This window comes from Pseudomonas sp. PAMC25584, assembly GCF_058135675.1.
Genome location: NZ_CM176870.1, coordinates 1,565,627 through 1,592,038, shown reverse-complemented (window position 1 = coordinate 1,592,038; position 26,412 = coordinate 1,565,627). Strand labels below are relative to the sequence as shown.

The 26,412-nt window shown below is 61.9% G+C and carries 24 protein-coding genes; 11 read left to right on the top strand and 13 right to left on the bottom strand.

Annotated elements, in window-relative coordinates; all coding sequences use genetic code 11:
* Positions 1 to 10 precede the first annotated feature (10 nt).
* Positions 11 to 622, bottom strand: coding sequence for a LemA family protein (locus ACS5Q8_RS07325; RefSeq protein WP_276196925.1), 612 nt, complete (start codon positions 620 to 622; stop codon positions 11 to 13).
* Positions 623 to 862: 240 nt separating this feature from the next.
* Here ACS5Q8_RS07325 and bglX point away from each other — a divergent pair, with 240 nt between their 5' ends.
* Positions 863 to 3,154, top strand: a complete 2,292-nt coding sequence (gene bglX, locus ACS5Q8_RS07320; protein ID WP_465160006.1) for a beta-glucosidase BglX — start codon at positions 863 to 865, stop codon at positions 3,152 to 3,154.
* A gap of 115 nt (positions 3,155 to 3,269) precedes the next feature.
* On the opposite strand, the gene ACS5Q8_RS07315 is transcribed toward bglX, so the two are convergent.
* From ACS5Q8_RS07315 to ACS5Q8_RS07300, 4 genes are all read right to left on the bottom strand, one after another.
* The gene (locus ACS5Q8_RS07315; RefSeq protein ID WP_276196923.1) at positions 3,270 to 4,427 is read right to left on the bottom strand and encodes a phospholipase D-like domain-containing protein; all 1,158 of its coding nucleotides are present in this window, start codon (positions 4,425 to 4,427) and stop codon (positions 3,270 to 3,272) included.
* A 1-nt stretch (position 4,428) separates the two neighbouring features.
* Entirely contained in the window at positions 4,429 to 5,019 is a 591-nt protein-coding gene (locus tag ACS5Q8_RS07310; RefSeq protein ID WP_276196922.1) for a YceI family protein, read from the bottom strand.
* Between the two features lie 98 nt (positions 5,020 to 5,117).
* Positions 5,118 to 5,432: an amidase gene (locus ACS5Q8_RS07305; RefSeq protein WP_465160005.1), complete on the bottom strand. Its 315-nt coding sequence runs from the start codon at positions 5,430 to 5,432 to the stop codon at positions 5,118 to 5,120.
* Entirely contained in the window at positions 5,429 to 6,511 is a 1,083-nt protein-coding gene (locus tag ACS5Q8_RS07300) for a serine hydrolase domain-containing protein (RefSeq protein WP_443697992.1), read from the bottom strand. The genes ACS5Q8_RS07305 and ACS5Q8_RS07300 overlap by 4 nt, the downstream gene beginning before the upstream one ends.
* Before the next feature lie 185 nt (positions 6,512 to 6,696).
* Here ACS5Q8_RS07300 and olsB point away from each other — a divergent pair, with 185 nt between their 5' ends.
* Complete coding sequence (olsB, locus tag ACS5Q8_RS07295) at positions 6,697 to 7,452, top strand: L-ornithine N(alpha)-acyltransferase (protein WP_017844841.1); 756 nt, start codon at positions 6,697 to 6,699, stop codon at positions 7,450 to 7,452.
* Positions 7,452 to 8,243: a lysophospholipid acyltransferase family protein gene (locus ACS5Q8_RS07290; RefSeq protein ID WP_465160004.1), complete on the top strand. Its 792-nt coding sequence runs from the start codon at positions 7,452 to 7,454 to the stop codon at positions 8,241 to 8,243. The genes olsB and ACS5Q8_RS07290 overlap by 1 nt, the downstream gene beginning before the upstream one ends.
* A gap of 122 nt (positions 8,244 to 8,365) precedes the next feature.
* On the opposite strand, the gene ACS5Q8_RS07285 is transcribed toward ACS5Q8_RS07290, so the two are convergent.
* A complete protein-coding gene (locus ACS5Q8_RS07285) occupies positions 8,366 to 8,950 on the bottom strand; it encodes an acyl carrier protein phosphodiesterase (RefSeq protein ID WP_276196918.1) in 585 nt (194 codons plus the stop codon).
* Positions 8,951 to 9,104: 154 nt separating this feature from the next.
* Here ACS5Q8_RS07285 and ACS5Q8_RS07280 point away from each other — a divergent pair, with 154 nt between their 5' ends.
* The 3 genes from ACS5Q8_RS07280 to ACS5Q8_RS07270 are packed head-to-tail and all read left to right on the top strand — an operon-like array spanning position 9,105 to position 11,694.
* Positions 9,105 to 9,431: an ArsR/SmtB family transcription factor gene (locus ACS5Q8_RS07280; RefSeq protein ID WP_276196917.1), complete on the top strand. Its 327-nt coding sequence runs from the start codon at positions 9,105 to 9,107 to the stop codon at positions 9,429 to 9,431.
* Positions 9,432 to 9,444: 13 nt separating this feature from the next.
* Positions 9,445 to 10,611 carry an MFS transporter gene (locus ACS5Q8_RS07275; protein ID WP_426099551.1) on the top strand — a complete coding sequence of 389 codons (1,167 nt, stop codon included), beginning with the start codon at positions 9,445 to 9,447 and terminating at the stop codon, positions 10,609 to 10,611.
* Positions 10,612 to 10,638: 27 nt separating this feature from the next.
* Positions 10,639 to 11,694, top strand: a complete 1,056-nt coding sequence (locus ACS5Q8_RS07270; RefSeq protein WP_276196915.1) for an alkene reductase — start codon at positions 10,639 to 10,641, stop codon at positions 11,692 to 11,694.
* A 234-nt stretch (positions 11,695 to 11,928) separates the two neighbouring features.
* Here the strand turns inward: ACS5Q8_RS07270 and ACS5Q8_RS07265 are convergent, their stop codons facing one another.
* Complete coding sequence (locus tag ACS5Q8_RS07265) at positions 11,929 to 12,561, bottom strand: TetR family transcriptional regulator (RefSeq protein ID WP_276196914.1); 633 nt, start codon at positions 12,559 to 12,561, stop codon at positions 11,929 to 11,931.
* Between the two features lie 286 nt (positions 12,562 to 12,847).
* Here ACS5Q8_RS07265 and ACS5Q8_RS07260 point away from each other — a divergent pair, with 286 nt between their 5' ends.
* The 5 genes from ACS5Q8_RS07260 (at position 12,848) to ACS5Q8_RS07240 (ending at position 21,039) form a co-directional block, all read left to right on the top strand.
* Positions 12,848 to 13,993 carry an efflux RND transporter periplasmic adaptor subunit gene (locus ACS5Q8_RS07260; RefSeq protein WP_426099553.1) on the top strand — a complete coding sequence of 382 codons (1,146 nt, stop codon included), beginning with the start codon at positions 12,848 to 12,850 and terminating at the stop codon, positions 13,991 to 13,993.
* Positions 13,994 to 13,996: 3 nt separating this feature from the next.
* Positions 13,997 to 17,158 (top strand): efflux RND transporter permease subunit, encoded by a 3,162-nt coding sequence (locus ACS5Q8_RS07255; protein WP_426099554.1) that lies wholly within the window; start codon positions 13,997 to 13,999, stop codon positions 17,156 to 17,158.
* Positions 17,155 to 18,612: an AdeC/AdeK/OprM family multidrug efflux complex outer membrane factor gene (adeC, locus tag ACS5Q8_RS07250; protein WP_426099555.1), complete on the top strand. Its 1,458-nt coding sequence runs from the start codon at positions 17,155 to 17,157 to the stop codon at positions 18,610 to 18,612. The genes ACS5Q8_RS07255 and adeC overlap by 4 nt, the downstream gene beginning before the upstream one ends.
* A gap of 191 nt (positions 18,613 to 18,803) precedes the next feature.
* Positions 18,804 to 20,054, top strand: a complete 1,251-nt coding sequence (locus tag ACS5Q8_RS07245; RefSeq protein ID WP_276196910.1) for an OprD family porin — start codon at positions 18,804 to 18,806, stop codon at positions 20,052 to 20,054.
* A gap of 85 nt (positions 20,055 to 20,139) precedes the next feature.
* Positions 20,140 to 21,039, top strand: a complete 900-nt coding sequence (locus tag ACS5Q8_RS07240) for a polysaccharide deacetylase family protein (RefSeq protein ID WP_465160002.1) — start codon at positions 20,140 to 20,142, stop codon at positions 21,037 to 21,039.
* 28 nt (positions 21,040 to 21,067) lie between these two features.
* Here ACS5Q8_RS07240 and pcaC read toward each other — a convergent pair whose 3' ends face one another.
* The 6 genes from pcaC to pcaH all read right to left on the bottom strand — a co-directional run bounded on the left by pcaC (position 21,068) and on the right by pcaH (position 26,407).
* Positions 21,068 to 21,466, bottom strand: coding sequence for a 4-carboxymuconolactone decarboxylase (gene pcaC / locus ACS5Q8_RS07235; RefSeq protein ID WP_276196908.1), 399 nt, complete (start codon positions 21,464 to 21,466; stop codon positions 21,068 to 21,070).
* Between the two features lie 10 nt (positions 21,467 to 21,476).
* On the bottom strand, positions 21,477 to 22,268 hold the full coding sequence (gene pcaD / locus ACS5Q8_RS07230; RefSeq protein WP_465160000.1) for a 3-oxoadipate enol-lactonase: 792 nt from the start codon (positions 22,266 to 22,268) through the stop codon (positions 21,477 to 21,479).
* Positions 22,269 to 22,278: 10 nt separating this feature from the next.
* The gene (locus tag ACS5Q8_RS07225) at positions 22,279 to 23,643 is read right to left on the bottom strand and encodes a 3-carboxy-cis,cis-muconate cycloisomerase (RefSeq protein ID WP_247399558.1); all 1,365 of its coding nucleotides are present in this window, start codon (positions 23,641 to 23,643) and stop codon (positions 22,279 to 22,281) included.
* Between the two features lie 10 nt (positions 23,644 to 23,653).
* Positions 23,654 to 24,949 carry an MFS family transporter gene (locus ACS5Q8_RS07220; protein WP_247399555.1) on the bottom strand — a complete coding sequence of 432 codons (1,296 nt, stop codon included), beginning with the start codon at positions 24,947 to 24,949 and terminating at the stop codon, positions 23,654 to 23,656.
* 185 nt (positions 24,950 to 25,134) lie between these two features.
* Entirely contained in the window at positions 25,135 to 25,701 is a 567-nt protein-coding gene (gene pcaG / locus ACS5Q8_RS07215; protein ID WP_276196906.1) for a protocatechuate 3,4-dioxygenase subunit alpha, read from the bottom strand.
* A 1-nt stretch (position 25,702) separates the two neighbouring features.
* Positions 25,703 to 26,407, bottom strand: a complete 705-nt coding sequence (gene pcaH / locus ACS5Q8_RS07210) for a protocatechuate 3,4-dioxygenase subunit beta (RefSeq protein ID WP_276196905.1) — start codon at positions 26,405 to 26,407, stop codon at positions 25,703 to 25,705.
* Positions 26,408 to 26,412 lie beyond the last annotated feature (5 nt).

The window sequence follows — 26,412 nt, the reverse complement described above, 5'->3', positions numbered from 1 at the left end:
CAGTGCTGCCTTATTTGAACTTCACTTGCGGCGCTTTATCGGCATCGGCACTGGTGGCTTCAAACGTGGCGCGGATCGGCAAATCGCTGTACATCACGCTGTGCCACAGGCGCCCCGGGAACGTGCGGATCTCGGTGTTGTAGGCCTGCACGGCCTGGATAAAGTCGCGACGGGCCACGGCAATCCGGTTTTCCGTGCCTTCCAGCTGAGATTGCAGGGCCAGGAAGTTCTGGTTGGCCTTCAGGTCCGGGTAGCGCTCGGACACCACCATCAAGCGGCTGAGGGCACCACTCAAACCGTCCTGGGCTTGCTGGAACTGCTTGAGTTTTTCCGGGTTGTCGAGGGTGCTGGCGTCGACCTGGATCGATGTCGCCTTGGCCCGCGCTTCAATCACAGCGGTGAGGGTGTCTTGTTCATGGGCGGCGTAGCCCTTGACCACTTCCACCAGGTTGGGGATCAGGTCGGCACGCCGTTGATACTGGTTCTGCACCTGGCCCCAGGCCGCCTTGGCCTGTTCATCGAGGGTCGGAATGGTGTTGATGCCGCAACCGCTCAGCACTGTGCTGATCAATAGCAAAGCCGCGGCCTTCAAGCCCCAGCGGTAACCGTGTGCTGCTTGCATGGTGTTTCTCCTGCCCAACTTTGATGGAATGTGACGACTCGCCCTATAAACCGCGCGCATGGGGCATAATCCGCCGCCACCACTGGAATGCATCGAGCCAATCAGCTAAAAGATGCCCAGCGCGATAAAGAGTTCAGAGTGTGCTGCATTTATCTGAACGACACCCGAACAACAATAGACGCTCCCCACATTTTGGCCGATCAGCCTAACCGCTGTGCAGTGCGCCGAAAAAGGATATTCATGAAAAAGCTGTGTTTGCTCGGCCTTGTTGCCACGCTGGCCACCCACCCCGCCTGGGCAGAAACAAAGCCTGCTGCGCTTAAAGGCAAGGACGCCTTCGTCAGCGACCTGCTCAAGCAGATGACCCTCGATGAAAAGATCGGCCAATTGCGCCTGATCAGCATCGGCCCGGAAATGCCCCGTGAGCTGATCCGCAAGGAAATCGCCGCCGGCCGTATCGGTGGCACCTTCAACTCCATCACCCGCCCGGAAAACCGTCCGATGCAGGACGCGGCCATGCGCAGCCGGTTGAAGATCCCGATGTTCTTCGCCTATGACGTGATCCACGGCCACCGCACGATTTTCCCGATCAGCCTGGCCCTGGCTTCCAGTTGGGACATGGACGCCATCGGCCGCTCCGGGCGCATTGCCGCGCAGGAAGCCGCTGCCGACAGCCTCGACATCACCTTTGCGCCGATGGTCGACATCTCCCGCGACCCGCGCTGGGGCCGGACCTCCGAAGGCTTCGGCGAAGACACGTACCTGGTGTCGCGCATCGCTGAAGTGATGGTCAAGGCCTTCCAGGGCACCAGCGCAGCGAATGCCGACAGCATCATGGCCAGCGTCAAGCACTTCGCCCTGTACGGCGCGGTGGAAGGCGGTCGCGACTACAACGTGGTCGACATGAGCCCGGTCAAGATGTACCAGGACTACCTGCCGCCGTACCACGCGGCGATCAAGGCCGGTTCCGGCGGCGTGATGGTCGCGCTCAACTCGATCAACGGCGTGCCCGCCACCGCCAACACCTGGCTGATGAACGACCTGCTGCGCAAGGACTGGGGCTTCAAGGGCCTGGCCGTCAGCGACCACGGTGCGATCTTCGAGCTGATCAAGCACGGCGTGGCCAAGGACGGGCGTGAAGCCGCCAAGCTGGCGATCAAGGCCGGCATCGACATGAGCATGAACGACTCACTGTATGGCAAGGAGTTGCCGGGGCTGCTCAAGTCCGGCGAGATCGAGCAGAGCGACATCGACAACGCCGTGCGCGAAGTGCTCGGCGCCAAGTACGACATGGGCCTGTTCAAAGACCCGTACCTGCGCATCGGCAAGGCCGAGGATGACCCGGCCGACACCTACGCCGAAAGCCGCCTGCATCGCGCCGACGCGCGTGACGTGGCGCGCCGCAGCATGGTCTTGCTGAAGAACCAGAACGACACCCTGCCGCTGAAAAAATCCGCAACCATCGCGCTCGTGGGCCCACTGGCCAAGGCCCCCATCGACATGATGGGTAGCTGGGCCGCCGCCGGTAAGCCTGCACAATCGGTGACCCTGCTCGACGGCCTCAACGCGGTGATCGGCGAAAAAGGCAAAGTGATCTATGCACGTGGCGCCAACATCACCCATGACAAGGCCGTGGTCGACTACCTTAACTTCCTCAACTTCGATGCCCCGGAAGTGGTGGATGACACCCGCCCAGCCCAGGTGATGATCGACGAAGCGGTCAAGGCCGCCAAGGATGCCGACGTGGTGGTCGCTGCGGTGGGCGAGTCCCGTGGCATGTCCCACGAGTCCTCCAGCCGCACCGACCTGAACCTGCCGCAAAGCCAGCGCGACCTGATCAAGGCGCTGAAAGCCACCGGCAAGCCGCTGGTGCTGGTGCTGATGAACGGCCGTCCGCTGTCGATTCTCGAGGAAAACCAGCAAGCCGACGCGATCCTGGAAACCTGGTTCGCCGGCACCGAAGGCGGCAACGCCATCGCCGACGTGCTGTTTGGTGACTACAACCCGTCGGGCAAGCTGCCGATTACTTTCCCACGCTCCGTGGGGCAGATTCCGACCTACTACAACCACCTGACCATCGGCCGGCCGTTTACCCCAGGCAAGCCGGGCAACTACACCTCGCAGTACTTCGATGACATCACCGGGCCGCTGTTCCCCTTCGGCTATGGCCTGAGCTACACCAGCTTCAGCCTGTCGGACATGGCGCTGTCGTCCACCACCCTGAACAAGACCGGCAAGCTCGACGCCAGCGTCACCGTGAAAAACACCGGCAAGGTCGACGGCGAAACCGTGGTGCAACTGTATATCCAGGACGTGGCCGGCTCGATGATCCGCCCGATCAAGGAGCTGAAAAACTTCCAGAAAGTCATGCTCAAGGCCGGCGAAGAGCGCACGTTGCACTTCACCATTACCGAAGAGGACTTGAAGTTCTACAACACCCAGCTCAAGTTCGCGGCGGAACCGGGTGAGTTCAATGTGCAGATCGGCTTGGACTCCCAGGATGTGCAGCAGCAGACTTTCGAACTGCTCTAACGCCTGAGACAAGGTCTAAAAATGTGGGAGGGGGCTTGCTCCCGATAGCAGTGGGTCAGCCAATGAATCAATTGACTGACACTCCGCAATCGGGGGCAAGCCCCCTCCCCCATGTCTAACCGCGTCGATCCAGAAGATTGACCACCAACCGATCAATCCACCCCCACACCCGCTGCTTCACCCGCCGCCACAACGGCCGCGACTTCCATGCCTCCAGGCTCACCGCCTGGCTCTGGGCAAAATCCCGCTCGAAACTGCCCGCCACAGCTTGCGTCAACGCCGGGTCCAGCGCTTCGAGGTTGGCTTCGAGGTTGAAGCGCAGGTTCCAGTGGTCGAAATTGCATGAACCGATACTGACCCAATCGTCCACCAGCACCATTTTCAGGTGCAAAAAGCACGGCTGGTACTCAAAAATTTGCACGCCCGAGCGCAACAGGCGCGGGTAATAACGGTGCCCGGCATAGCGCACCGACGGGTGATCGGTGCGCGGGCCGGTCAGCAGCAAGCGCACATCCACCCCGCGCCCCGCCGCTCGGCGCAAGGCCCGACGCACGCCCCAGGTGGGCAGAAAATACGGAGTCGCCAACCAGATGCGCCGCTGGCCGCTGCTCAGCGCGCGGATCAGCGAGTGCAAGATATCGCGATGTTGGCGCGCGTCGGCATAAGCGACGCGGCCAAGACCGGGCCCGGTCGCCGGCACTTTGGGCAAGCGCGGCAAGCCGAAATGGGTGGCCGGTTTCCAGGCGCGGCGGTCGTCGTTGGCCAACCATTGCCGGTCGAACAGCGCCTGCCAATCCAGCACCAGCGGGCCGCTGATCTGTACCATCACTTCGTGCCAGTCGGCGCTGTCCTGCCCCGGTGTCCAGAACTCATCGGTAACGCCGGTGCCGCCGACCACGGCGATGTCTTGATCGACCAGCAGCAGCTTGCGGTGGTCGCGGTACAGGTTGCGCATCCAGCGCCGCCAGTTCAGGCGATTGTAAAAGCACAATTGCACACCGGCGTCGGTCAGGCGCTTACGCAGCCCGAGGGTAAACGCCAGGCTGCCGTAATCATCGAACAGGCAGCGCACCTGCACGCCCCGCTCAGCCGCCAGCACCAGCGCCTGCACCATGGCGTCGGCGCAGGCCCCGGCCTCCACCAGGTACAACTCCAGATCCACCTGCCGCTGCGCCCGGGCAATGCACGCCAGCATCTGCGGGAAAAAGTCCGGCCCGTCGATCAACAACTCGAACCGGTTGGCGCTGCGCCAAGGGAACACTGCGCCACTCACGTCAGCGCGCCGTAAAAATCAGTACCGCACCCACCGGCACCGACAAACTGATCGACGCAAGCCCAGCCGCCTTGCGCAACGCGGTCACACCCGGCACCAACTCGAAATCCTCGGCATGCAACACCACCGGCTCTAGGGTCACCACCTGGAAACGCCGATCATCCAGACGCGTAGCCAACAGCTCGGCGCTGTAGGTCTGGGTCTTGCCGTGCAGCGTCACCGACAGCGGCAGGCGCAACTCCAACTGCGCGCCGGGGGCCAGGTCGTTGATCGGTTGCAGGTTGATTTGCGTATTGATCAGCGCCTCGGGGAAGGTCTTGATGTCGAACAGCTGATTGCGCATGCGCTCGTCGCGCAGCGGGATGCCGCTGTTGACCGACTCCAACTCCACTTCCAACTGCGCAGCGCCTTTGCTGTCGACCTTGCCGTGCAACACCAGGAAACGGTGGACTTCGGCAATCTCGGTGTTTTTGGTGGTAACGAACGACAGCCGCGAGGACTCGTTGTCCAGGTACCAGTCGGCGTGGGCGGGCACGGCGGCGGCGGCCAGCAGGGCGAAGGCCAGGGGTTTGATGACAGACGCGTTGAACATTAAAGACTCGTGGGGCGGAAAACCTGAACGAACCTTAACTGTGCCGCTTGCCCTGTGCAATCTAACTGACAACGCCGCCCTGCATTGAAAATGGCGTTTCAAGGGTTGAGACGGCAGCCCTGCCGCTCGCCCAACCATCTGGCGCTATGGGTACGTCCCAATCCACTGGCCGTGACTTCACTGCGCTCCGGGTCATCGGTGAACGCGTTGATCGACACGTACTGCTTCACATAGCCCCGGCAATACTCGGCCGGATTATTCTCCACATACCGACACGAGCAGTACTCCTTGGCCGTATAGGCCGCGATGATGTCGGGGAAGGCTTGCAGGTTGACGCGTTCGTGCCACACCCATCCCAGCAGGGCGAGCAATAGCAGCAGGCAAAGGCTGGTAAACGGCCGACGACGGATCATGGTTGCACCGCCGCGAGCACGCGTTTGAGCAGTTCGTTATGACGGTAGCTGCCGTCGCGATCATCGCCGTAACGCACGATTACCAGGTGTTCATCGGGCATCACGTACAGCGCCTGGCCCCAGTGGCCGAGGGCGGCGAAGGTGTCGGCGGGGGCGTCGGGCCAGGGTTTGGGGGCGCCCTGCACTGCGCGGTTGAGCCACCACTGGCCGCCGGGCACGGCTTCGTCCTGGCCAGGTTTGTATTTATCGAAGGGTTGGCGATTGAAGTCGACCCAGGCTTTGGGCACCAGTTGTTGCGCCCCCCAGCGACCGTCGCGCGCCATCAGCAGGCCGACGCGTGCCAGATCGCGGGCGGTGAGGTAGGCGTAGGACGAGGCGACGAAGGTTTCATCGGCATCGGTTTCCCAAGTGGCGTTGCGAATGCCCAGCGGCTTGAACAGCGCGTCCCACGGGTAACTCATGTAAGCCTTGTGGCCGAGCATGCCCTTGAGCGCAGCGGAGAGTAGATTGCTGTCGCCGCTGGAATAACGGAAGGCCTCGCCCGGCGCGCTGAAGGTGTCCATGCCTGCGGTGAATTGCGCCATGTCGTCACGGCCACGGGTGTAAAGCATCGCGACGACCGAGGATTTCAGCGGGGCATATTCGTAATCCTCCTGCCAATCGAGGCCCGACGCCCAGTGCAGCAAGTCGGCCATCGTCACGGTTGGATGCTGTTTCATCGGCGGGTAGAAACGTGCGGCGGGGTCGCTCAACTTGAAGCGGTTTTCGCCGTAGGCCACGCCCAGCAACGTCGCCATCAGGCTTTTGCTCACGGACCACGTCAGGTGTGGCGTGCGGGCGGTGGTGGGCGCGGCGTAGCGCTCGTAGATGAGTTCGCCATCGCGGATCACCAGCAACGCGTCAGTGCGGATGCCTTGGCGGGTGGCGTCGTCACGCGCAGGGAAAGCGTAGGCGTTCAGGGCATCGACAGCGGGGCCTTCGATCGGCGTGCCTTTGGCCCAGTCTTTGTCAGGCCAGGTTTCGGCGCGGGTGGTGACGGTGGCGAACAACAGGGCAACGCACAGCAAGCCTCTGACCATGGACACGAACTCAAGGGGGCATTCAAGCCCGCGAGCCTAGCCGAGGCCGATGACAGATTGGCGACACAGGGGCGTGTCATCTAAGCGTCACCGTAACTTCATGGAGATGACACCGAGCCTACATAGCCTGAGTTTGGACAAACAAGTCGACCGGCCGGAACGTGGCTGGCACTCGGAGATTCGCCATGACTCAGATCGCCCGCATCAGCGACACCGGCAATGAACGCCGTCTGCAAGCCGAACGCCTGATCGGCGCCCAGGCTTTGCAAGAAGCACAGGCCCTGCGGTTCAACGTGTTCAGCGGCGAGTTCAACGCCAAGCTGAAAGGCGCGGAACTGGGCCTGGACATGGATGACTATGATGTTCACTGCAGCCACATCGGCGTGCGGGATTTAAACAGCGGTCGACTGGTAGCCACCACCCGTTTGCTCGATCACCAGGCCGCCAGCACCCTGGGCCGGTTCTACAGCGAAGAAGAATTCAGCCTGCATGGCCTGCTGCACTTGCAGGGCCCGATCCTGGAAATCGGCCGCACCTGTGTCGACCCGGCCTACCGCAACGGCGGCACCATCGCGGTGCTCTGGGGCGAGTTGGCCGAAGTGCTCAACGAGGGCTGCTACAGCTACCTGATGGGTTGCGCGAGTATCCCGATGCACGATGGCGGCATCCAGGCCCACGCGATCATGCAGCGCCTGCGCGAACGCTACCTGTGCAACGAACACCTTCGCGCGGAGCCGAAAAAACCGCTGCCGGCGCTGGACCTGCCGTCCAACGTCATCGCGGAAATGCCGCCGCTGCTCAAGGCCTATATGCGCCTGGGCGCGAAGATCTGCGGCGAGCCGTGCTGGGATGAAGATTTCCAGGTGGCCGACGTGTTCATCCTGCTCAAACGCGATGAGTTGTGCCCGCGTTACGCCCGCCACTTCAAGGCGGCCATGTGATGGGCCGCCTGCGCGTGTACGCGCGAATCGCCCGCGTGCTGCTGGTGGTGGCGCTGGGCTTGAGCATGGCCAGTGTGTTCGGTCTGTTCGAGCGCTTGGGGGTGGCCAACTCGATGGTGCGCCGTCAGCGTTGGTCGCGGTTCTTTATGACGCGGCTGACCAACGCCCTGCCCTTTCGCGTGACGGTGCTGGGTGAATTGCCACAAACGCCGATGCTGTGGGTGAGCAATCACGTGTCCTGGACCGACATTCCGCTGCTGGGCATGGTCGCGCCAATGTCGTTTTTGTCCAAGGCTGAAGTACGCACCTGGCCGGTGGCCGGCTGGTTGGCGGCCAAGGCCGGCAGCCTGTTTATTCGCCGGGGTGCAGGCGACAGCCAACTGATCCGCAAACAGATGACCCGTCACCTGGAGCAACAGCACCCGCTGCTGATGTTCCCCGAAGGCACCACCACCGACGGGCGCAGCCTGCGTACCTTCCACGGGCGCTTGCTGGCCAGTGCGATCGACGCGCAGGTGTCGCTGCAACCGGTGGCGATTCGTTATCTGCGCGACGGGCAAGTAGACTCGCTGGCGCCGTTTATTGGCGATGATGATTTGCTCTCGCACCTGATGCGCCTGTTTGCCAACGACCAGGGCGATGTGGAAATCCATGTGCTCCAGCCGATTGCCTGTGCCGGGCAGGAACGCGCGGCGCTGGCGTTCCAGGCGCAGCAGGCGGTGCAGAAGGCGTTATTCGGGCCGCTGCCGGAGACTGAGCAAGTGGCTGCGCGTCCTGCATTCGCCGCCTGAATGAGGTAAACACAGTTCCAATGTGGGAGGGGGCTTGCTCCCGATGGCGGTGAATCAGTCAGCATATCTTTTGCTGACAGGCCGCCATCGGGAGCAAGCCCCCTCCCACATTTAGATCTCCGTTAGATCTCAGTGGTCAGTTGAGCGTGTGCAAATTTTTGCAACTCTGGATAGAACAGCCGGAAGTCTTCACTCAGCGGCTCGTATAACGTGCGCAATTCCTGCATCGCATGGCCCAGCGCGTCAGGCTGCGTCAACCGCCGCGAGATCCCCCGCAACACCGGCTCCATCACCCCAAACTCGCGGTATGAGCCCAGCCAATCATCTGCCGCCATATACGGTGCAATCTGCGCCAGGCGCCCCGGCAGTTGCGGCTCAGCCGCGAGCACGCGGTACACCTGTGAAGTGAAATGCTCCAGAGGCTGGTCGGCATAGCGCTGCCAATCCCGCGCCAGGCAGTGATCGAAAAACACATCGAGGACGATCCCGGCATAGCGCCGGCGGGTCAGGCTGAAGCGCGACAGCGCTTCACCGACCAGCGGATGGCTGTCGGTGAAGCGGTCGATTGAGCGGTGCACCTGGATGGCCGCTTCGATGGGCGGGCTGAACTGGCCCTGCAGGCGGCCTTTGACGAAGTCGCCATACAGGCTACCCAGCAGTTGCGCAGGAAGTTGGCCGCCCAGGTGCAGATGTGCGAGATAATTCATGGTGTGCAGTCTATCACTGCCGCCAACATATCGTTATAACCCGATATACCGATTTGGCCTGACATCAGATCAAAATCATATTGGTATATCGGGATACGCCGATTTAAAGTTCGCCTCATCGCGATATAACGCTTTACGACACCGAGCAACTGCCATGTCCATCGACCTCGACGAAATAATAAAAGCCCTGGCGCACCCAGTACGGCGAGACATTCTCACTTGGCTGAAAGACCCGAAAGTGCAGTTCCCCGAGCAACTGCACAACCACGAATACGGCATCTGCGCCGGGCAGATCGACCAGCGCTGCGGCTTGTCCCAGTCGACCGTATCGGCCCACCTGGCCACCTTGCAACGGGCGGGATTGATCAGCAGCCAGAAGGCCGGGCAGTGGCACTTTTTCAAACGCAACGAGGAAACGATCCAGGCCTTCCTCACTGCGCTCATCACTGAGCTCAGTCCTGAAATCCGCGCCCCACTGTAACAAGGACACGCACATGCCCCTCTCGCTCCTCATCCTGGCCCTGAGCGCCTTCGCCATCGGCACCACCGAGTTCGTCATCATGGGCTTGCTGCCCGATGTGGCGGCGGACTTGGGCGTGTCGATTCCCGGCGCCGGCTGGCTGGTGACCGGCTACGCCCTCGGCGTGGCCATCGGCGCGCCGTTCATGGCACTGGCCACCGCCAGGCTGCCACGCAAGGCCGCGCTGGTCGCGTTGATGGGCATCTTCATTATCGGCAACCTGCTCTGCGCCCTGGCCAGCGACTACAACGTGCTGATGGTTGCCCGCGTGGTCACGGCGCTGTGCCACGGGGCGTTCTTCGGCATCGGTTCGGTGGTCGCCGCCAACCTGGTGCCCGCCAACAAGCGTGCGTCCGCCGTGGCCTTGATGTTCACCGGTCTGACCCTGGCCAACGTACTGGGCGTGCCCTTGGGTACCGCGCTGGGCCAGGAAGCCGGCTGGCGCTCGACCTTCTGGGCGGTGACCGTGATCGGCGTGATCGCTTTGATCGGCCTGATCCGCTTCCTGCCGGCCAAGCGCGATGAAGAAAAACTCGACATGCGCGCCGAACTGGCCGCCCTCAAGGGCGCCGGCATCTGGTTGTCGCTGAGCATGACCGCGCTGTTCGCCGCGTCCATGTTCACCCTCTTCACGTATGTGGCGCCGCTGCTGGGTGACGTCACTGGCGTGTCGCCCAAAGGCGTGACCTGGACCCTGCTGCTGATCGGCCTGGGCCTCACCGTGGGCAATATCATCGGCGGCAAGTTGGCGGATAAACGCCTGGCCGCCACCCTGATCGGCGTGTTCATCAGCATGGCGGTGGTCTCCACCGCGCTGACCTGGACCAGCATCGCGCTGATCCCAACCGAGATCACCCTGTTCCTGTGGGCCACCGCCTCGTTTGCCGCCGTGCCCGCGCTGCAGATCAACGTGGTGACCTTCGGCAAGGCAGCACCGAACCTGGTGTCCACCTTGAACATCGGCGCCTTCAACATCGGCAACGCCCTCGGTGCCTGGGTCGGCGGCAGCGTGATCGCCCACGGTTTCGGCCTGACCAGCGTGCCCCTGGCCGCAGCGGCCCTGGCGATCCTCGCGCTGCTGGTGACCCTGATTACTTTCCGTCAGGGCGGCGATGCCGACCTGGCCCCTGTGACCCACTGATCAACTTAAAGAGAAGGGTGTTATCCCATGACGACTATTTTCGATCCGATCAAACTGGGCGACCTGCAACTGTCGAACCGCATCATCATGGCGCCGCTGACCCGCTGCCGTGCCGACGCCGGTCGCGTGCCCAATGCGATGATGGCCGAGTACTACGTACAACGCGCCTCCGCCGGGCTGATCCTCAGCGAAGCCACGTCCGTGACACCGCTGGGCGTGGGCTACCCGGACACCCCGGGCATCTGGTCCAACGATCAGGTACGCGGCTGGGCCAATGTGACCAAGGCGGTTCACGGGGCGGGCGGCAAGATCTTCCTGCAACTGTGGCACGTCGGCCGGATTTCCCATCCGTCGTACCTGAACGGCGAAACCCCGGTGGCGCCGAGCGCGATCCAACCTAAAGGCCACGTCAGCCTGGTGCGCCCGCTGGCCGACTACCCGACGCCACGCGCCCTGGAAACCGCTGAAATCGCCGACATCGTCGACGCCTACCGCACCGGCGCCGAGAACGCCAAGGCCGCCGGCTTCGACGGCGTGGAAATCCACGGTGCCAATGGCTACCTGCTCGACCAGTTCCTGCAAAGCAGCACCAACCATCGCACCGACAACTACGGTGGCTCCCTGGAAAACCGCGCGCGCCTGCTGCTGGAAGTGACCGACGCCGCCATCGACGTCTGGGGCGCCGGCCGCGTGGGCGTACACCTGGCACCGCGTGCCGACTCCCACGACATGGGTGACGACAACCTGGCGCACACCTTCACCTACGTCGCCCGCGAACTGGGCAAACGTGGCATCGCCTTTATCTGCTCGCGTGAAAAGGAAGGCGCTGACAGCCTCGGCCCGCAATTGAAAGAAGCCTTCGGCGGCGTGTACATCGCCAACGAACGCTTTACCAAGGACAGCGCCAACGCCTGGCTGGCCTCGGGCAAGGCGGATGCGGTGGCCTTTGGCGTACCGTTCATTGCCAACCCGGACCTGCCGGCGCGTTTGAAAGCCGATGCGCCGCTGAACCACGCGCACCCGGAAACCTTCTACGCCAAAGGCCCGGTCGGTTACATCGACTACCCGAGCCTGGCGCTGTGATGTAACGTGCTGAAACGAAAAAGCCCCGACTCGCAAGAACCGGGGCTTTTTCATAGAGGCCAGTAAACACTTCTTCACAGCCTTGCAACAAAATCGCTACAAAATACTTAGGCGGCTATCTTTCAACCACCCGCCAGCGCGTATATAAAGTCCTCCCACAAATAAATCAGCAGGACGATTGCCCGCCTTTAGGCTTTACTGTTGACACAATTTGATGCAATTACACATTTTGACTTAATTGCGCAGGCTAGGGCTCAAGCGCAGCATATCCAGCCCTGCATCGACCCAACGCTCGGCATCCTGGTGCAGCTCAAAACTGTCCGGTACCAGCAGCCACTGGCTCAGCAAGCCATTGATGTAGGCATGAATGCACGCCGCTGCGCGCGTGGTGTCGAGGTTTTCCGGAAGTTGCCCGCGATTAACCGCATTACGCAAGGTCAGGCTGATACGCAGGTTGCACTCCAGGCTGTGGGTCTGGCGCTGGCGACGCATGTCACACATTTCATCGGTGAACTCGCACTTATGAAACAGGATCTCGTTGATGCGCCGGGTTTTCGGGTCCAGGACCACTTGATGAAAAAGATGAATCAACAGCTTGCGCATGCACCCCAGCGGGTCGACTTCATCCTCGCTTTCACTGGCCCTGGCCAGCTCGTCCAGGGGTTCGTGCAGGGTGTCGAGCAATGCCTGCAACAGGTCGGACTTATTGCTGAAGTGCCAGTAGATGGCGCCACGCGTTACGCCCGCCCGCCCGGCAATGTCCGCCAGCGTGGTCCGCGCGACACCGCGCTCATAAAAGGCCTGCTCAGCGGCGTCGAGAATTTGGCTGCGCGTTTCCTGAGCTTCCTCTTTGGTGCGACGGACCATGGCAATAAAACCTCAATCAAAACATGTGGGACTATCGGTAACGCTGCTTTAATAGGCGGTAACGACCATCTGAATAATTGTGGGACGACACCGTCATGGGCGCCGAACGTACTAAAATCGCGACTTGGCGCGGTGCTTTGTCGCCAATCCGCGAAGCCTGTCAAGAGTTTACAAACAACCATGAACGTAAGTATATTGCGTAGCAAGCTACTTATCTACTCACAGCTTGTTTTTTACCCTTCCACACTTCTTGTGCGCACCCTGCGCGCCTGACCCGAGGATCTTCATGCAACTTAAGCCAGCTGTTACCGCTCTGGTCACTGCCGTCGCCCTGGCATCGCTGCTCAGCGGATGTAAAAAGGAAGAAGCGGCTCCGCCCGCTCAAACTCCTCTGGTCGGCGTGGTCACCCTTCAACCGCAAGCCTTTACCCTGACGTCCGAGCTGCCAGGCCGCACCACCGCCTACCGCATCGCGGAAGTCCGTCCGCAGGTCAATGGCATCATCCTCAAGCGCCTGTTCAAGGAAGGCGGGGATGTGAAGGAAGGCCAGCAGCTCTATCAGATCGATCCGTCGGTCTATGAGGCCACCCTGAAGAGCGCGCAGGCCAGCCTGTCCCAGACCAAGTCGATCTCCGACCGCTACAAGCAGTTGGTCGATGAGCAAGCCGTCAGCCGTCAGGAATACGACACTGCCGTAGCCAACCGCATGACCGCCGAAGCCAATGTGCAAACCGCCCAGATCAACGTGCGCTACACCAAAGTGTTCGCGCCGATCTCCGGGCGTATCGGGCGTTCCTCGGTCACCGAAGGCGCGCTGGTCAGCAATGGCCAGACCGATGCCATGGCGGTGATCCAGCAATTGGACCCGATCTACGTCGACGTCACACAGTCTTCGGCTGAAATGCTGAAACTGCGCCGCGACCTGGAAAGCGGCCAACTGGAGAAAGCCGGCGCCAACGCCGCCAAGGTCAAGCTGACCCTGGAAGACGGCAGCAACTATGGCCTGGAAGGCAAGCTGGAGTTCTCCGAAGTGTCGGTTGACCAGACCACCGGTTCGGTCACCCTGCGCGCCGTGTTCCCCAACCCTGATCACACCCTGCTGCCCGGCATGTTCGTACACGCCCAGTTGCAAGCCGGCGTGAACAGCAAGGCTATCCTGGCGCCACAGCAAGGCGTGACCCGTGACCTCAAGGGCACCCCGACGGCGCTGATCGTCAACGCCGACAACAAGGTCGAGCAACGTGAATTGGTGGCCAACCGTACCGCCGGCGCCTACTGGCTGGTGGAAAAGGGTTTGAACCCCGGCGACCGTGTGATTACCGAAGGCTTGCAGTACGTCAAGCCGGGCGCTCAGGTCAAGGTTAAGGAGGCTGACAACGCCAAGCCCGCCGGTACTGCTGCTCCTGCTGCCGCTGCTGGCAAAGGGGAGTAATCCATGTCGAAATTTTTTATCGACCGTCCCATTTTCGCCTGGGTAATTGCCCTGGTGATCATGCTGGTCGGGGCACTCTCGATCCTGAAATTGCCCATCAACCAGTACCCGGCCATTGCGCCAACCGCCATCGATATTCAGGTGACCTACCCAGGCGCATCCGCACAGACCGTGCAGGACACCGTGGTGCAGGTGATCGAACAACAGCTCAACGGTATCGACAACTTGCGTTATGTGTCATCGGACAGTAACTCCGACGGCAGCATGACCATCACCGTGACATTTAACCAGGGTACCAACCCGGACATCGCCCAGGTCCAGGTACAGAACAAGCTGAACCTGGCGACCCCACTGCTGCCGCAAGAAGTGCAGCAGCAGGGTATCCGCGTGACCAAGTCGGTGAAGAACTTCCTGATGGTGATTGGTCTGGTGTCGGAAGACGGCAGCATGACCAAGGACGACCTGTCCAACTACATCGTGTCCAACATCCAGGACCCGATTTCCCGTACTGCGGGTGTAGGTGACTTCCAGGTATTTGGTTCGCAGTACGCCATGCGTATCTGGCTCGACCCGGCCAAGCTGAACAACTACCAGTTGACCCCAGTAGACGTCAGCACCGCGATCTCGGCACAGAACGTACAGGTGGCCACCGGCCAGTTGGGCGGCCTGCCTGCCCTGCCCGGCACCCAATTGAACGCGACCATCATCGGTAAGACCCGCCTGCAGACCACTGAGCAGTTCGGCAATATCCTGATGAAGGTCAACACCGACGGTTCACAGGTTCGCTTGAAGGACGTCGCGCGTATCGAACTGGGCGGCCAGACCTACAGCATCGCGGCGCAGTTCAACGGCAACCCGGCGTCCGGTATGGCGATCAAGCTGGCTGCCGGCGCCAACGCCCTGGACACCGCCAAGGCCATCCGTGCCACGGTCGCGTCCCTGGAACCGTTCTTCCCGCCAGGCATGAAGGCGGTGGTGCCGTATGACACCACCCCAGTGGTGACCGAATCGATTTCCGGTGTGGTACACACCCTGGTCGAGGCGATCGTGCTGGTGTTCCTGGTGATGTTCCTGTTCCTGCAGAACTTTCGCGCCACCATCATCACCACCATGACCGTACCGGTGGTATTGCTGGGTACCTTCGGGATCCTGGCCGCGTTCGGCTTCACCATCAACACCCTGACCATGTTCGGCATGATCCTGGCCATCGGCTTGCTGGTGGACGACGCCATCGTGGTGGTGGAAAACGTCGAGCGGGTAATGGCCGAGGAGCACCTGTCGCCGAAAGAGGCGACGGTCAAGTCCATGGGCCAGATCCAGGGCGCCCTGGTGGGTATTGCCCTGGTGCTGTCGGCCGTACTGTTGCCGATGGCGTTTTTCGGCGGCTCCACCGGTGTGATCTACAAACAGTTCTCCATCACCATCGTTTCAGCCATGGCGTTGTCGGTACTGGTTGCACTGATCTTCACCCCGGCCTTGTGCGCCACCATGCTCAAGCCGATCGACCCCGAGAAGCACGGCCAACCTAAGCGTGGTTTCTTTGGCTGGTTCAACCGCACCTTCGACCGTAGCGTACTGAGCTACGAGCGCGGGGTGGGGAACATGATCAGGCACAAGATCCCGGCGTTCCTCGTTTACGTGCTGATCTTTGCCGGCATGATCTGGTTGTTCATGCGGATCCCGGCAGCGTTCTTGCCCGATGAAGACCAGGGCGTGATCTTTGCCCAGGTGCAGACGCCGGTCGGCTCAACGGCCGAGCGCACGCAGAAAGTCATCGACGACATGCGTATCTTCCTGCTCAAAGACAAGGAAGGCGAACCCGGCGAAGGCAAGGGCGTGAAATCGGTCTTTACCGTAAACGGCTTCAACTTCGCGGGTCGTGGTCAAAGCTCGGGCCTGGCATTCGTGATGCTCAAACCGTGGGATGAGCGTGATGCTTCCACCTCGGTGTTCGAGATCGCCAAGCGCGCCCAAGGTTACTTCATGCAGACGTTCCAGGACGCCATGGTGTTTGCCATCGTGCCACCGTCTGTATTGGAGTTGGGTAACGCGACCGGTTTCGACGTGTTCCTGCAGGACCAAGGCGGCGTCGGCCATGAGAAGTTGATGGCTGCGCGCAACCAGTTCCTAGGCATGGCCGCCCAGAGCAAGATCCTCGCCGGTGTGCGCCCCAATGGCGTGAACGATGAGCCGCAGTACGAGCTCACCGTCGACGACGAAAAAGCCAGCGCCCAAGGCATCACGCTGTCGAACATCAACCAGACCCTGGCCATCGCCCTGGGTGGCAGCTACGTCAACGACTTCATCGACCGTGGTCGAGTGAAGAAGGTGTACGTGCAGGGTGACGCCGCCAGCCGGATGTCCCCTGAAGACCTGAACAAATGGTTCGTGCGCAGCGACTCCGGGAAGATGGTGCCGTTGTCGGCCATCGCTTCGGGCAAGTGGATCTTCGGTTCGCCGAAACTCTCGCGCTATAACGGTGTGGCCGCGATGGAAATCCTCGGTACCCCGGCACCGGGCTACAGTACCGGTGAAGCCATGAACGAAGTCGAACGCATCGCCAAGCAATTGCCGGCGGGTGTCGGCTACGCCTGGACGGGCCTGTCGTATGAAGAACGTCTGTCCGGCTCCCAGGCACCTGCGCTATACGCCTTGTCGCTGCTGGTGGTGTTCCTCTGTCTCGCGGCGCTGTACGAAAGCTGGTCGATTCCGATCGCGGTGGTACTCGTCGTACCGTTGGGTGTGGTGGGTGCGTTGATTGCCACCAGCCTGCGCGGCTTGTCCAACGACGTGTTCTTCCAAGTGGGCTTGCTGGTGACGGTGGGCCTGGCGGCGAAGAACGCCATCCTGATCGTGGAGTTCGCCAAAGAGCTTCACGAACAAGGCAAAGGCATTGTCGAGTCGGCGATCGAAGCGTCGCGCATGCGTCTGCGACCGATCATCATGACGTCCATGGCGTTCATCCTCGGCGTATTGCCGCTGGCGATCTCTTCCGGCGCCGGCTCAGGCAGCCAGCATGCGATCGGTACCGGCGTTATTGGCGGTATGATCACGGCCACGGTCCTGGCGATTTTCTGGGTGCCACTGTTCTTCGCAACGGTGTCCGCCATGGGCGAACGTAAAAAGACTGAACCCAAGCAAACTCCTAAAGAGGCTGGCCAATGAGCAAGTCGCTACTTTCCTTAGCCGTCACGGCATTCGTGCTCAGTGGCTGCTCGCTGATACCTGACTATCAGCGTCCCGAAGCGCCGGTGGCCGCGCAGTTCCCGCAGGGCCCGGCGTATTCGCCGACCCAGGCACCGAGCCAGGCCGCCGCAGAACAGGGCTGGAAGCAGTTTTTCCATGACCCGGCCCTGCAACAGCTGATCCAGACCGCGCTGGAGAACAACCGCGACCTGCGCGTCGCAGCCTTGAACATTGACGCCTACGCGGCGCAGTACAACATCCAGCGCGCCGACCTGTTCCCGGCCGTGTCGGCCACTGGCAGCGGCAGCCGCCAGCGCGTACCGGCACGCTCGTCGCAGACCGGTAAAGAGGGCATCAGCAGTTCGTACTCGGCCACCCTGGGTATCAGCTCCTATGAGCTGGACCTGTTTGGCCGTGTACGCAGCCTGAGCGAGGAAGCGCTGCAGAAATACTTCGCGACCGAAGAAGCGCGGCGCAGTACCCAGATCAGCCTGGTGGCCAGTGTGGCTACCGCCTATCTGACCTGGCAGTCCGACAAGGAACTGCTCAAGCTGACCCAGGAAACCCTGGGCGCATACGAGCAGAGCTACAAGCTCACCTCGCGCAGCAACGAAGTCGGCGTGGCCTCGGCCCTCGACCTGAGCCAGGCGCGCACCTCGGTGGAAAACGCCCGGGTGTCCCTGGCGCGTTATAAGCGCCAGGTGGCCCAGGACGAAAACAGCCTGACCCTGCTGCTCGGCACGGGCCTGCCGGCGAATATCGCCAGCAAACCGCTGTCGGATGACCTGCTCAGCGAAGTGCCGGCCGGGTTGCCATCGGACCTGTTGCAACGTCGTCCCGACATCTTGCAGGCCGAGTACAACCTCAAGGCGGCCAACGCCAACATCGGCGCAGCCCGTGCAGCGTTCTTCCCGAGCATCAGCCTGACGGCCAACGCCGGCACCATGAGCCCGGACCTGGGCGGCCTGTTCAAAGGCGGCTCGGGCACCTGGTCGTTCGCCCCGCAGATCAACATCCCGATCTTCAACGCCGGTAGCCTGCGCGCCAGCCTGGACTACTCGAAGATCCAGAAAGAGATCAACGTGGCCAACTATGAGAAGGCCATCCAGACCGGCTTCCAGGAAGTTTCCGACGGCCTCGCCGCACGTGAGACCTACAAGGAGCAGTTGGAGGCCCAACGCGGTTTCGTCGCAGCCAACCAGGATTACTACCGCCTGGCCGAGCGTCGCTACCGCATTGGCGTCGACAGCAACCTGACGTTCCTCGACGCCCAGCGCCAACTGTTCAGTGCCCAGCAATCGCTGATCACCGACCGCCTGGCGCAGTTGACCAGCGAGGTCACCCTGTACAAGGCCCTCGGTGGTGGCTGGAATGAACAGACGGCGAAGAACGAACCGTTGAAAGAAAAAGCGCCTGAACTGAAATTGTTCTGACAGCAGCGCTGTAAACCAAACCGCTTCCCTCACCGGAAGCGGTTTTTTTATGCCTGACCTGTACCCATCGAACCAAGACAACTTGCGTTCGATCATCGCCCAAAACCCGCCCTCCCCCGATTGAACCCCCCCACACTGCCCCGCACCATGGCCGCCACCTGCATAACCCCAATAACAACAGGTCCAACGCCATGAGCACTTTTCACCCTCGCCAGCTATTGCTGGCCACCGCAGTCGCCAGCCTTGCACTTCCCGTCGTAGCCGAAGAACACGGCTTCCTGGAAGACGCCAGCGCCAACCTCAACCTGCGCAATTTTTTCATCAACCGTAACTTCACCAACCCGACCAAAGCCCAGGGCGGCGCGCAGGAGTGGACGCAAAGCTTCATCCTCGATGCCAAGTCCGGCTTCACCCAAGGCACCGTGGGGTTTGGCGTGGATGTCCTGGGGATGTACTCGCTCAAGCTTGATGGCGGGCGCGGCACCGGCGGTACACAGTTATTGCCGCTGGACCACGATGGCCGCCCCGCCGACAATTTCGGGCGCCTGGGTGTGGCGTTCAAGACGCGGATTTCGAAGACAGAACTGAAGGTCGGCGAATGGATGCCTGCGTTGCCGATCCTGCGTGCCGACGACGGCCGTTCCCTGCCGCAAACCCTGCGCGGCGGGCAGATCACCTCGAAGGAAATCGACGGCCTGACGCTGTACGGCGGCCAGTTCCGCGCCAACAGCCCGCGGGACGACAGCAGCATGTCGGACATGTCGATGTTCGGCAAAGCAGCCTTCACCTCTGACCGCTTCAACTTCCAGGGCGCTGAATACGCGTTCAATGACAAACGCACCCAGATCGGCCTGTGGAATGCCCAGCTCAAGGACATCTACAGCCAGCAGTTCGTCAACCTGATCCACAGCCAGCCCGTGGGCGACTGGACCCTGGGCGCCAACCTCGGGTTCTTCTATGGCAAGGACGACGGCAGCGCCCGCGCAGGCGAGCTGGACAACAAAACCTGGTCCGGCCTGTTCTCGGCCAAGTACGGCGGCAACACCTTCTACGTCGGCCTGCAAAAACTCACCGGCAACAGCGCCTGGATGCGCGTCAACGGCACCAGCGGCGGCACCCTGGCCAACGATAGTTACAACTCCAGCTACGACAACGCCGAGGAGAAATCCTGGCAAGTACGTCACGACTATAACTTCGCCGCCCTCGGCGTCCCGGGCCTGACCTTGATGAACCGCTATATCAGCGGTAGCAACGTGCATACCGGCACCATCACCGACGGCAAGGAGTGGGGCCGCGAAAGCGAATTGAGCTACACGCTGCAAAGCGGCGCGCTGAAAAACCTCTCGCTGCGCTTGCGCAATTCCAGCATGAGGCGCGACTACAGCAACAATGAGTTCGATGAAAACCGGTTGATCGTCAGCTACCCGATCAGTCTGCTGTAATCCGTCACCGCAGTTGCGGTATGGTGCGCGCCTGCCGCTGCTGAGCTGACTCAGCGGCGGCCTCCAGACGAGTCCGGCACCCATCATGAAATCCTTCCCCATTGCATCCGCCTTGCTTGCACTCGCCTTGAGCCTCAGCGGCTGCATCAGCGCGCCCATTGCACTGACCCCACAGACCGAGCAACGCCTGCAAAACCAGGCGCCGATCCGCTTTCTGCTGACCTTCGATGACGGTCCCAGTGCGTCGGGGTACAACAACCCGAGCCGCTCGGTGATTGCCGATCTGGCGAACAACCCGGTATTGCCGGGCATCAAGGCGGTGTTCTTTTTACAGACCGAAGCAAGCCGCTCTGGTGGCAGCGCGCGGGGCCGCAAGACCATGGAGCGTGAGTTCGCGGGCGGGCATGTGCTGGCGTTTCATACGGCCACGGCGTTTCATACCAACCATCGCTGGCTGAATGATGCCGAGCTTGAACGTACCCTCAGCCAGGGCGCGACGGATATCGCCTCGATCACCGGCACGCCGCCGACGCTGGTACGCCCGCCCTTCTGGAACTACGACCGCCGCACCTTCGCCGCCTACCAGCGCCACGGCATGCAGGTCTTGTTGACCGACCTGAGCGCCAACGACGGCAAAATCTGGGGCTTCAACGCCAGCCCACGGCGCCGCGCAAACCTGATCCGACAGCTGTCGGTCGTGCGCGAACGCGTTGCCTTGGGGCAATTGCCGACGGTGGACGGCGTGATACCGGTGGTGGTGACCTTCCACGACATCAACCGCTACACCGCCCGGCATCTGCAGGAATACCTGCAGATCCTGATGGACAGTGCCCGGGACAACGGCCTGAAGACCGCTGCCGAGCCGTTCTACACCGACCGCACCGCGCTGGAACGTGCGGCATTGGCCCGCACGGTGAAGGACGCAAATGAAGAAGTGCATCTGCCGGGGGTATGGAATTGGGTGTGGGACGCTGATTCCCATTAACACCCGGTGCAGAGCCGCCCCCTGTTAGTCAGCCCTGTTGGCGCGACTCGACCCCCAGCTCATCCCACACCGACTCGGCCAGGTGAAAGGTCGCATTCGCCGCCGGTATCCCGCAGTAGATCGCGCTTTGCATCAGCACTTCCTTGATCTCGGCGCGGGTCACGCCATTGCTGGCGGCGGCGCGCAGGTGCAATTTGAGTTCTTCGTTGCGGTTCATGCCGATCAGCATGGCGATGGTGATCAAGCTGCGGGTATGCCTGGGCAGGCCGGGGCGGGTCCAGATATCACCCCAGGCGTGGCGGGTGATCATTTCCTGGAACTCGCTGTTGAACTCGGTCAAGGCATTCAGGCTGCGGTCGACATGCGCGTCGCCCAGCACTTCGCGGCGCACTTGCAGGCCATCGACGTAACGTTGTTTCTCGTCCACAAAAGACTCCTCAGTGGGCCAGCAGAAATTGAATGACCCGGTCGCTGAACGCGGCACCGGCTTGCACGTTGGACAGGTGAGCGGCGTAGAACTCAGCGTACTCGGCCCCCTGCACATGGCTCTGGATAAAGTGGCAGTCGGCGGGCGGTGTGACGGCGTCTTCAGTGCCGGCGATCACCAGGGTCGGCACCTGGATCGCCGACAGTTGCTCACGGAAGTCCGCATCGCGCACCACTGCGCAATTGGCCGCGTAACCCTTGGGCGATGTGGCCGCGAGCATGTCGGTAATGCGCTTGGCCTGATCCGGGTCGGTCGCCGCGAAATCGGCGGTGAACCAGCGCGCAATCGACGCATCGCGCAGCGCCACCATCGCGGCCGCGCCGTCGCGCAGGACCATCTCGATACGCGGGTTCCACACGTCTGAGGTGCCGATCTTGGCCGCGGTGTTGCACACCACCAGGCGCTGCAAACGATCCCCCGCGTTAATCCCCAGCCATTGACCAATCAACCCGCCCATGGACAGCCCGCAGAAATGCGCGCGTGGAATGTCCAGCGCGTCCAGCAGCGCAATCACGTCGTGACCGAGTTGCTCGATGCTGTAGGGGCCTTCGGTCACCAGGGATTGGCCGTGGCCACGGGTATCGAAGCGCAACACGCGAAAATGCTCGGCAAAGGCCGCGATCTGGGTGTCCCACATATGCAGGTCGGTGCCCAGCGAATTGGACAGCACCAGCACCGGTGCATCGATGGGGCCATCCAGTTGGTAATGCAGTTCGCCCTCGGCGAGTTGTACAAAAGCCACAGCAATCTCCTCAGGCAGTCAGTGCAAAGTGTTCGGTTACAGCGCGGGTGACCCAAGTTTGGGCCTGGCCCAGGTAGTGGGCCGGGTCGAGCAGGCGGTCCAGGTCTGCCGCCGACAACTCGGCGGTGATCTGCGGTTCGTCGGCGAGGACTGCGCGCAAATGGCGCTGTTCGGCCACCGCACGTTTGCAGCACTGTTCCAGCAGGTGGTGCGCGGTGTCACGGCCCAGGCGTTGAGCGAGCACAATGCTGACGGCTTCGGCCAGCACCAGGCCTTGGGTCAGGTCGAGGTTGTGCGCCATGCGCTCAGGGTCGACTTCCAGCCCCGCGCTCACCAGCAGCGCCTGTTGCAATGCGCCAGAGACCAACCGGCAAATCTCCGGCAGGGTTTCCCATTCGGCATGCCACAGGCCCAGGCTGCGTTCGTGTTCCTGGGGCATGGCACTGAACAGCGTCGCCACCAGGCCAGGCACGCGAGTAGCGGCGCTGATCAGCACGGCGGCGCCCACCGGGTTGCGCTTGTGCGGCATGGTCGACGAGCCGCCTTTGCCGGGCGCCGCCGGCTCGAACACTTCCGCCGCCTCGGTCTGCATCAGCAGGCTGATATCGCGGCCCAGCTTGCCGAGGCTGCCGGCGATCAACCCAAGGACGCTGGCGAACTCCACCAAGCGATCACGTTGGGTATGCCAGGGTTGCTCGGGCAAGGTTAGTTGCAGCTGCGCCGCCAACGCTTGGGCAACCGGCATTGCCTGTTCGCCAAGCGCGGCCAGCGTGCCGGAGGCGCCGCCGAATTGCAGCACCAGCAAGCGCGGTTTCAGCTCGATCAAACGCTGGCGACTGCGGGTTACCGCGCCCAACCAACCGGCGATTTTCATGCCGAGGGTGACCGGCGTGGCGTGCTGCAACCAGGTCCGTCCGGCCATCGGTACAGCCGAATAGCGCTGGGCCTGGGCCGCCAGAATATCGCCAAGGCGCGCCAGGTCGGCTTCGATCAACACCATCGCGCGCCGTAGCTGTAGCACCAGGCCGGTGTCCATCACATCCTGGCTGGTCGCGCCCAAATGCACATAGCGCTCGGCGCTGGCGTCTTCGTCGGCAATCAGCTTGCCCAGCGCCTTCACCAGCGGAATCGCCGAATTGCCCGCCGTGGCAATCGCCACGCCGAGGGCATCCACGTCGTACAGAGACGCCAGGCACGCCTGAGCAATCGGTGCGACGGCGGCCTGCGGGATCAACCCGACCTGGGCCTCGGCCCGCGCCAGCGCGGCTTCGAAATCCAGCATGCCCTGCAAGCGCCCTTGGTCGCAGAACACCTCGGCCATGCTGTCAGCACTGAAGTAAGCGTCGAACAATTGGTTGCTCGTGCGCAGAGTCATAACGCCTCCCTTATAGATCGTGGTGCAGGTACGCCGCCTGTTTCGGCAGGCGCAGGCTGAACAGGAAGGCCACCGCCATCATGCCGGTGACGTACCAGTAAAAAGTGTTTTCCATGCCCAAGGACTTCAAGCCCAAGGCCACGTATTCCGCCGAGCCACCGAAGATCGCGTTGGCCACCGCATACGCCAGGCCCACCCCGAGGGCGCGCACTTGGGGCGGGAACATTTCCGCCTTCACCAGGCCGCTGATGGAGGTGTAGAAACTGACGATGGCCAACGCCAGCGTGATCAGCACAAACGCCAGGAACGGACTGCTGACGGTTTTCAGGCTGAGCAGGATCGGCACCGTACACACGGTGCCCAGCGCGCCGAACCACAGCATCGAATTACGCCGACCGATCTTGTCGGCCAGCATGCCGAACAGCGGCTGCATGCACATGTAGAGGAACAGCGCGCCGGTCATGATGTAGCTGGCGGTCTTGGCGTGCATCCCGGCGGTGTTCACCAGGTACTTCTGCATGTAGGTGGTAAACGTGTAGAAAATCAGCGAGCCGCCGGCGGTGTAGCCGAGCACGGTGATAAATGCCGCTTTATGGTCACGGAACAGCGCTTTGACGCTGCCGGCGTCCTTGTCTTCGCGCATTTCCTTGCTGGTGGTTTCTTTCAGGGTGCGACGCAGCAGCAGGGAGATCACCGCCGCGATGGCGCCGATCACGAACGGAATCCGCCAGCCCCAGGCGCGCAGTTCGTCTTCGGTAAGGATCTGTTGCAGGATCACCACCACCAACACCGCCAGCAATTGCCCGCCGATCAGAGTCACGTACTGGAAGGAAGCGAAGAACCCACGCTGGCCCTTGAGCGCCACTTCACTCATGTAGGTCGCGGTGGTGCCGTATTCGCCGCCCACCGACAAGCCCTGGAACAGCCGCGCCACCAGCAGCAACGCCGGGGCCCAGGCGCCGATGTCTTTGTAGGTGGGCAGGAAGGCGATGACCAGGGAACCGGCGCACATCATCAGCACCGAGATCATCATCGAGTTTTTGCGCCCATGCTTATCGGCCACCCGGCCAAACAGCCAGCCGCCAATGGGCCGCATCAGGAACCCGGCGGCGAACACGCCGGCGGTATTGAGCAGTTGGACCGTGGGGTCGTCCGACGGGAAAAACGCCGGGGCGAAGTAAATGGCGCAGAAGGCGTAGACGTAGAAGTCGAACCATTCGACGAGGTTGCCGGAGGAAGCACCGACAATCGCAAAAATCCGTTTACTGCGTTCTTCTCCGGTGTAATGACTCGTTGTTGTTGTCATGTTTTTTCACTCAGTGGGAACGGTTATAGCCTAGACATACTTTGCAACAGCCACGTTCCGCATGCAGAGATTTACACAGGTGTTGCCTGAAGCGGCCTCATCGGGGGCAAGCCCCCTCCCACCTTTGATGTGTGAATACATTCAAGTGTGGGAGGGGGCTTGCTCCCGATAGGTTTCAAGCCAACTCAGTAATCGAAGAACACCGTTTCCTTATCTGTCCCCTGCAACACCACATTCCACTGATGCACACCGTCCGCATCCGGCTTGGCAATCAAGGTACTGCGCCGCGCGGTGGGCACACACACGAGCAACGGGTCATCGGCATTCAGCGCCTCACCGTCAAAATAGATCCGCGTGAGCAAGTGCTTCACCAGGCCACGGGCAAACACCAGCACCACCAGGTGCGGCGCCTGGGTCGTGCCCGCCAGCCCCGGCACGCTGCCCGGCTTGATGGTGGTAAAGCGGAAGCGCCCTTCGCCATCCACCGGCACCCGGCCGAAGCCTTCGAAGTTCGGGTCCAACGCTTTATCCTGCTCGTCCTCCGGGTGGTCGTACTTGCCGGCGGCATTGGCCTGCCAGACTTCCAGCATGGCGTCGTTGACGACATCACCGTTACCGTCCACTACTTGCCCGCTGATCGCCACGCGCTCACCGAGGGTGGCGGCGTTATCCAAGGCTTCGCGGTTCAGCCAGGTCAGGCCGATGTGGTAATACGGCCCGACGGTGTGGGACGTGGTCGCATTGAGTGTCATCTCATTTCTCCATCGGCGTGGCGTCGCGGCCGCGCAGGACGATGTCCCAGCGGTAGCCGAGGGCATAGGAAGGAATGGTTTTTTCCAGGTCGAACGAGGCGATCAGGCGTTGCTTGGCCGACGTGTCCGGCACGCAGTTGTAGATCGGGTCGTATTCGAGCAGCGGGTCGCCAGGGAAATACATCTGCGTGACCAGGCGCGTCAGCACGCTTGGCCCGAACAGCGAAAAATGGATATGCGCCGGGCGCCACGCATTGTGGTGGTTACCCCACGGGTAGGCGCCGGGCTTGATGGTCTGGAACTGGTACCAGCCCTCGGCATCGGTGACGGTACGCCCGGTGCCGGTGAAGTTCGGGTCCAGCGGCGCGTCGTGCAGGTCGCGCGCGTGGTTGTAGCGACCGGCCGCGTTGGCCTGCCAGATTTCCACGAGGATGCCCGGCACCGGCAGGCCGTTTTCATCCAGCACGCGGCCATGAACGATGATGCGTTCGCCTTGCGGCTCGCCGTCGTGCTGTGCAGTCAGGTCGTTGTCCTTCTCGTTGATGCGCTCGGCGCCGATGGTCGGGCCGGTGATTTCCGACAGGGAATGGGGCAGGAACACCAACGGCTGGGACGGCGAACGCAGGTTCGTCGACTGGTAGGCCGGGTGCAGGTAATCAGGTTGAGTGCCCGCTTGCGGGCGCCGGTAACCGGGCTTGTCACTCATGGAGC